The organism is Pseudomonas sp. GP01-A4 (assembly GCF_058780865.1).
On sequence record NZ_JBYSWF010000018.1, the window covers coordinates 94,946 to 101,456 of the forward strand.

Consider the following 6,511-nt stretch of genomic DNA (forward strand, 5'->3'; position numbering starts at 1 on the left):
GAAAGGGAGTTGCGAGCATTCGCAGTACAGCATCCGCCATGAAAACTCTTATAGGAGCTGAAGAATAGTCCGACAGTCGGTACTTATCCTCTCTTACGCAGGACATACACCCGCCACATGGCTGAGCCGGGCATGAACTCCTGTTGACCGAGGACCTTGAAACCCGCCAGGCGAAACTCCGCCTCCACTTGCGCCCGGTGGCTGGCAACTGCCGCCGGGCCAGGCTGCAACGCCCGGTAGCCGCTGTCGCTGTTGACCGAAACAATTACCGTGTCGCGGCTTACCCGATGAAACTCACCGAGCAGGGCCAGGCGCCCTTCTGCCGTTGGCACATGGCGAAACAACTCCAGGCAAAAAATGCAGTCCACCGCGTTGGCCGAAAGGCCGATGGAAAATGCCGAGCCCTGGAAGGTCTTGATCCGCTTGAGCAAGCCCGGCGCGTGGTGGGTACGTGCGTGGTCGAGCATGTCCTGGGAATTGTCCGACGCCAGGATCACCCGGTTGCTGTGCTCGGCCAGCACCGGCCAAAAGCGCCCGGAGCCGCACGCCAGGTCGAGAATCAGCCCTGGCTCGCCGGCGATCTTCAGTGCACGGCGCACCAATTGCTCATCGCGCCACAACCCCAGGCGCCGCAACAGCCCCGGCGGACGCGTGTCGGCGCAGACCAGGGCATGCTGCTGGCCAGCGCGTTCGGCAAATTCAATCTCGATGGAAGACGGCGGTTGCGACGGCATCACACGACTCTGTTAATGGATCAGACATTCGCAGCTTAACCACCGTCTCGTGAAAAAAAGGTCGAAGGATTGTTCGCCGTTAATGCAGAACCAGTATCCAGCCCGCTGCCTGTCTGTTAACTGTCTGTGATCAACGCCTTCATCTTCAGGCCTGGTGCAGATACCAGCGCCAATCCTGCTCGCCCACCTCGCCCATGAACTGACGGTATTCGGCCCGCTTGACCGCCAGGTACACGCCGAGGAATTCGCCGCCGAACGCCTCCCGCGCCCAAACCGAGCCTTCAAGCGCACGCAAGGTGGTCAGCCAATCGGTGGGCAGCAACTCCTTGGCCTGGGCATAACCGTTGCCCTCCACCGGCGCGCCGGGGTCGCGCTGTTCGCGGATGCCCCGGTGGATACCGGCCAGAATCGCGGCCGCCGCGAGGTACGGGTTGGCGTCGGCGCCGCAGATACGGTGTTCGATATGCCGGGAAAACGCCGGTCCGCCGGGCACCCGCAGTGTGACGGTGCGGTTGTCCACGCCCCAGGTCGCGGCCAGCGGCGCGTAGCTGTTGGTCTGGAAGCGTCGATAGGAGTTGGCGTTGGGGCAGAACATCAGCAACGAGTCGAGCAAGGTGCTGAGCATGCCGCCCACCGCGTGGCGCAACAGCGGCGTGCCGTCGGGCGCTTCGCTGGCAAACAGGTTATTGCCGTCGCGGTCCGCCAGGCTGACGTGCATGTGCATGCCGGTGCCGGCCAGATCGTCGAACGGCTTGGCCATGAAACACGCGGTCATCCCGTGCTTGTGGGCTACGCCCTTGACCAGGCGCTTGTAACGCACCGCCTCGTCCATGGCTTGCAGGGCATCGCTGCGATGTTCCAGGGTGATTTCCACCTGGCCCGGGGCGTATTCGGAAATCGCCGTGCGCGCCGGGATGCCCTGGAGTTTGCAGGCGCTGTAGAGGTCGGCGAGGAACGGTTCGATCTGCTCCAGCTCCCGCAGGCCGTAGACCTGGGTCGAGCGCGGGCGCCCGCCGTCGACATCCCGCGCCGGTTGCGGGCGGCCGTTACTGTCGGGTTTCTGGTCGAGCAAATAGAACTCCAGCTCCGCCGCCATCACCGGGTAATAGCCGTCGGCCTTGAGGTCGTCAATCACCCTGGCCAGCAGGTGCCGGGGATCGGCCACGGTAGCGGGCATGCCTTCGGTGGGGTGCATGCTGACTTGCACTGCTGCCGTCGGGATCAGGCGCCACGGCATGCGCTGCAAACTGCCGCTGACCGGGTAAGCGCGGCAGTCGATATCACCGACTTCCCAGACCAGCCCGGAGTTCTCCACGTCGTCGCCATTGATGGTCAGGCCGAGGATGGTACTCGGCAGCGGCCGGCCACTTTCATAGACCGCCAGCAGTTCATCGCGGTGCAGCAGTTTGCCGCGAGGCACACCGTTGTTGTCGAGGATGAACAGCTCGAACATCTCGATATCCGGGTTCTGCTCAAGAAAGGACTGGGCTTCGTGCAGGGTGGCAAAGGGCGTGCTCATGGGCATTCTCATACGTTCGCGTCAGGCAGGCGCGCGGGCGCTGCCGGGCAGATGCGCGGGGCATCCATTCGGGCAAATCAACGTAGGAGAAAGGTGTCCGGTGGGCGTGCGTGGCGGCAGTGCCAGAGCGCCCAGAAGGCGAGTTCGGAAGGGAGGGCATCAGCGGTGACTCGACGACGATCCGGACGGCTGGACGCGGTGGCGCCTGGCGATGTCTCAGGGTGTGTGTCGGGGGAACCGTCCATGCGGGATTCACAGTAAAGAGATGCCGGGCAGCCTCACACGCGAGGTTAAGCCGTTAAATCCAGTCTTGATGGAGTTTGGTTGTGCCGTGGCTAAACATTTGCAAATAATGGCGGCCCTGCCCATGCCCAAGGACCCGACCGCATGAAAGCATTGCTGACCCTTTCCCTGCTGGCCGGCCTGTCTGCCCAGGCCCTGGCCGACAGCCCCGCGTCGCGCCTGGATGAAGTGCTCCAGCGCGGCGAAATGAGCGTCTGTACCACCGGCGACTACAAGCCCTACAGCTATTTACGCCCGGACGGCAGCTACGAAGGCATCGACATTTCGATGGCCCAGTCCCTGGCCAAGAGCCTTGGGGTGCAGGTGAAGTGGGTGCCGACCACCTGGAAAACCCTGATGCCGGACTTCCTGGCCCAGCGCTGTGATATTGCGGTGGGTGGTATTTCAGTGTCCCTGGAGCGGCAGAAAAAGGCGTTTTTCAGCCAACCATTGGGCGTCGACGGCAAGATCCCGCTGGTGCGTTGCGCCGATGTGCAGCGCTATCAGACGGTGGAGCAGATCAACCAGCCGCAGGTACGGGTGATCGAGCCTGCGGGCGGCACCAATGAAGTATTTGCGCGGGCGCATTTGGGCAAGGCACAACTGACGCTGTTCCCGGATAACGTGACGATTTTCGAGGAACTGCTGGCGAACAAGGCGGACGTGATGATCACCGACGCCAGCGAGGCGCGGTATCAGCAGAAGCTCAAGCCGGGACTGTGCGCGGTGAATCCCGAGCGGTACATGCAGTACAGCGAAAAAGCGTTCCTGCTGCCCCGCGATGATGTCGCATGGAAGAGTTATGTGGACCAGTGGCTGCACTTGAGCACGGTGACCGGCGTGTACGACGGCATCATCAATCAGTGGCTGGCTGCGCCCTGACCAGCTCGACAAACGCCCTGCACGCCGCACTGCGATAGCCTCCCTTGCGGCTGAGCAACGCCGCCGTGCGTTGCGGCAACGGCGGGCTCAGCGGCACCGCCTGCAACCCCGGCTGCACCTGGGCAATCGCGCTGGGCAGGATGGTCGCCAACTGCGTATTTCGTACGATTTCGATAATCGCGCTGATGGAATTGGCCTCCATGGTGATCAGCGGTTTCACCGCCTGGCTGCGAAAATACTCATCGATATAGCGACGCGTGGCGAAGCCGGCATTCAGCAGCACCAACGGCTGCTGGAGCCACGACTGTCGATCAATGCCGGGATGACCGGCGCTTACCACTACGCTCAACACCTCGACAAACACCCCTTCACACTCGATATCCGGCAAATGCTCGCCGGTAAAACCGATGCCGATATCCAGCAAATCCTCCGTCAGTGCCGCCTCCATGCGGTCCTGGGTCAGCTCCTCGACACTCACTGTAATCCCCGGATACTGCCCGTTAAATCGCGCCAGCAGCGGCCCGATCAGGTAGGCGGTAAATGTCGGCGTCATCGCCAGGCGCAAGCTGCCACGGCTCAGGTCCTGCACGTCATGCATGGCGCGGGTGCCGGCCTGCAGATCCTGCAAGGCCAGGCGCGCAAACCGCACATAGGCCTCGCCTGCATCGGTCAGGCTGACGCTTCTGCCGGAACGGTCCAGCAGTGGCGCACCGAGAGTGTCTTCCAGTTGCCGGATCTGCTGCGACAAGGTCGGCTGCGACACATGCAGCGCCTCCGCCGCCCGGGTGAAATTACGGTGCTCGGCAACGGCCAGCAGGTAGCGGATATGACGCAGCAACATGGAAGGCGCTCCAACTATAGGCATGACTTATAGAAACCATAATAAGCCGGTCTTGGACGCTATAGCTGAAAACTTCCATCCTTGCCCCATCAGCGACGCAAGGAGAACCACCATGCAAGATCTCATCGACGGCTTCCGCAAGTTCCAGGGTGAAGCCTTCACCCAACGCAGCGACCTGTTCAAACACCTGGCTACCACGCAAAACCCCGGCACGTTGTTCGTGTCTTGTTCCGACAGCCGCGTAGTCCCGGAACTGCTGACCCAGCAGGAACCCGGTGACCTGTTTGTGATCCGTAACGCCGGCAACATCGTCCCGTCCTACGGGCCGGAGCCTGGCGGCGTGTCGGCCACCGTCGAATACGCAGTAGCCGTTCTCGGCGTCAGCGACATCGTGATCTGCGGCCACTCCGACTGCGGTGCCATGACCGCGATCTCCACCTGCAAATGCCTCGACCACTTGCCCGCCGTGGCCAACTGGCTGCGCCACGCCGAGTCGGCCAAGGTGATCAACGCCGCCCGCACTCACGCATCGGATGCCGACCGGCTGAACTCGCTGGTACGGGAAAACGTGGTCGCCCAACTGGCCAACCTCAAGACCCACCCTTCCGTGGCCCTGGCCCTGGAACAAGGCCGGCTGAGCCTGCACGGCTGGGTCTACGACATCGAAAGCGGCGCCATCGACGCCCTGGATGGCCGCAGCGGGCGCTTCGTGTCGCTGCTCGACCACCCGGCCACCCGTGCCTACGCCGCCTGAACCTTATTCAAACCCAAGAGGACATCACCATGCTGCAATCCCAATTCGCCCAATCCCCACGCCTGGCCCTGGCCGACACCGTCATCGACATCAAGGCGCGCAAGAACCTGTCATGGCAGGACCTCACCGACGGCACCGGCCTGAGCCTGGCGTTTGTTACCGCCGCCCTGCTCGGCCAGCATCCGCTGCCCAAGGACGCTGCCGATGTGGTCTGCGACAAGCTTGGCCTCGACCAGGACGCCAGCCGCCTGCTGCAAACCGTGCCCCTGCGCGGCAGCTTTCCGGGCGGCGTGCCGACGGACCCGACCATGTACCGTTTCTATGAAATGCTGCAGGTCTACGGTTCGACCCTCAAGGCCCTGGTGCACGAACAATTTGGCGACGGCATCATCAGCGCGATCAACTTCAAGCTGGACATCAAGAAGGTCGAAGACCCGGACGGCGGCTCCCGCGCGGTGATCACCCTGGATGGCAAATACCTGCCGACCAAACCGTTCTGATTTGCCGGCAAACCGTCTACGCTCTTGGCACACCAACAAGATCGAGGGACGGGTAATGAAGGCAATGCTCCGAGCCACCTGGCTGCTGCTGTTATGTGTTGGCCAGGTGCACGCCGCCACCGCTGAGGAGGCGGATGCCCAAGCCGCCAAGGCCTTGCTGGAAAAGGCCTTGGCGTATTACCAGACGAATGGTGACAAGGCTTTTGCGGCGTTCAGCCGCCAGGGTGAATTCGTCGACCAGGACCGTTACGTGTTCGTGGTCAACACCAAGGGCGTACTGCTAGCGAGTGGCGGGCCCTCTTCTGCGTTGATCGGGCGCAATGTTTCCGAGGTACTGGGGCCGGATCTGAACAAGTCGTTCAAGGAGGCGTTGGCGGTGCCGGAAGGCAGTGGCATCCAGCAGGCCGATTACCGATGGCAGAACTGGAATGACGGCAAGGTGGAACGCAAGCATGTGTATTACCAGCGCGTCGGGCAGCGGATTTTGGCCGTTGGCTACTACCTGCCGCGGGCGACGCCGGAACATGCCAGAGCGCTGCGAAACAAAGCCGTCAAGGCGCTGGAGAAAGACCCGGTTGGGACGCTCAAGGCCATCAACGCCATGCAGGGTGGTTTTCTACAGGACGATTTGTATGTGTTTGTGGTTGACCTCGACACCCAGCGCTACGTGGCCCATGGCACGACTCCGCGGTTGGTGAATACGGATTTCAGCAAGATCAAGGATCCCGACGGGAAGCCGGTGGGTGAGCCGATCCTGGCGGTCATGGCCGAGCAGGATCAGGGGGAATACAAGTACCGCTGGAAAAATCCGGTGACCGGAAAGGTTGAGAACAAGCATGCGTATTTGCGCAAAACCGGACATTTCATGGTGGCTGTGGGGTATTACAGCCCGTGAAGGTCACCTATTTAAATGCTGGAACGCAATCGAATGTGGGAGCGGGCTTGCTCGCGAATGCGGTGTATCAGTCAGCCTATTTATCAGCTGACAGACCGCATTCG

7 protein-coding genes are annotated in these 6,511 nt (G+C 62.0%); 4 read left to right on the forward strand and 3 right to left on the reverse strand.

The features are described from left to right. Nucleotides 1-83 precede the first annotated feature (83 nt). Nucleotides 84-734, reverse strand: a complete 651-nt coding sequence (locus tag AC3WKX_RS13415; protein WP_003210665.1) for a class I SAM-dependent methyltransferase — start codon at nucleotides 732-734, stop codon at nucleotides 84-86. A gap of 145 nt (nucleotides 735-879) precedes the next feature. After that, nucleotides 880-2,253 carry a glutamine synthetase family protein gene (locus AC3WKX_RS13420; RefSeq protein ID WP_003210664.1) on the reverse strand — a complete coding sequence of 458 codons (1,374 nt, stop codon included), beginning with the start codon at nucleotides 2,251-2,253 and terminating at the stop codon, nucleotides 880-882. Nucleotides 2,254-2,640: 387 nt separating this feature from the next. On the opposite strand from AC3WKX_RS13420, the gene AC3WKX_RS13425 reads away from it, so the two are divergent. Then, nucleotides 2,641-3,417 (forward strand): transporter substrate-binding domain-containing protein, encoded by a 777-nt coding sequence (locus tag AC3WKX_RS13425; RefSeq protein WP_008437921.1) that lies wholly within the window; start codon nucleotides 2,641-2,643, stop codon nucleotides 3,415-3,417. Here the strand turns inward: AC3WKX_RS13425 and cynR are convergent. Further along, nucleotides 3,392-4,258 carry a transcriptional regulator CynR gene (gene cynR / locus AC3WKX_RS13430; RefSeq protein ID WP_102606130.1) on the reverse strand — a complete coding sequence of 289 codons (867 nt, stop codon included), beginning with the start codon at nucleotides 4,256-4,258 and terminating at the stop codon, nucleotides 3,392-3,394. The two genes, AC3WKX_RS13425 and cynR, sit on opposite strands and share 26 nt — an antisense overlap. Nucleotides 4,259-4,370: 112 nt before the next feature. Here cynR and AC3WKX_RS13435 point away from each other — a divergent pair, with 112 nt between their 5' ends. From AC3WKX_RS13435 to AC3WKX_RS13445, 3 genes are read left to right on the forward strand one after another with little or no spacing between them, the layout of a single operon-like run. After that, entirely contained in the window at nucleotides 4,371-5,012 is a 642-nt protein-coding gene (locus AC3WKX_RS13435) for a carbonic anhydrase (protein WP_087692575.1), read from the forward strand. Between the two features lie 29 nt (nucleotides 5,013-5,041). Beyond that, a complete protein-coding gene (gene cynS, locus AC3WKX_RS13440) occupies nucleotides 5,042-5,512 on the forward strand; it encodes a cyanase (RefSeq protein WP_003210659.1) in 471 nt (156 codons plus the stop codon). 55 nt (nucleotides 5,513-5,567) lie between these two features. Continuing rightward, the gene (locus tag AC3WKX_RS13445; protein ID WP_003210658.1) at nucleotides 5,568-6,407 is read left to right on the forward strand and encodes a cache domain-containing protein; all 840 of its coding nucleotides are present in this window, start codon (nucleotides 5,568-5,570) and stop codon (nucleotides 6,405-6,407) included. Nucleotides 6,408-6,511: the final 104 nt, after the last annotated feature.

What these genes read in the sequence shown, in the direction of transcription:
- AC3WKX_RS13415 (WP_003210665.1), bottom strand. Translation starts at nt 734, where the DNA reads ATGCCGTCGCAACCGCCGTCTTCCATCGAGATTGAATTTGCCGAACGC.
- AC3WKX_RS13420 (WP_003210664.1), bottom strand. Translation starts at nt 2,253, where the DNA reads ATGAGCACGCCCTTTGCCACCCTGCACGAAGCCCAGTCCTTTCTTGAG.
- AC3WKX_RS13425 (WP_008437921.1), top strand. Translation starts at nt 2,641, where the DNA reads ATGAAAGCATTGCTGACCCTTTCCCTGCTGGCCGGCCTGTCTGCCCAG.
- cynR (WP_102606130.1), bottom strand. Translation starts at nt 4,258, where the DNA reads ATGTTGCTGCGTCATATCCGCTACCTGCTGGCCGTTGCCGAGCACCGT.
- AC3WKX_RS13435 (WP_087692575.1), top strand. Translation starts at nt 4,371, where the DNA reads ATGCAAGATCTCATCGACGGCTTCCGCAAGTTCCAGGGTGAAGCCTTC.
- cynS (WP_003210659.1), top strand. Translation starts at nt 5,042, where the DNA reads ATGCTGCAATCCCAATTCGCCCAATCCCCACGCCTGGCCCTGGCCGAC.
- AC3WKX_RS13445 (WP_003210658.1), top strand. Translation starts at nt 5,568, where the DNA reads ATGAAGGCAATGCTCCGAGCCACCTGGCTGCTGCTGTTATGTGTTGGC.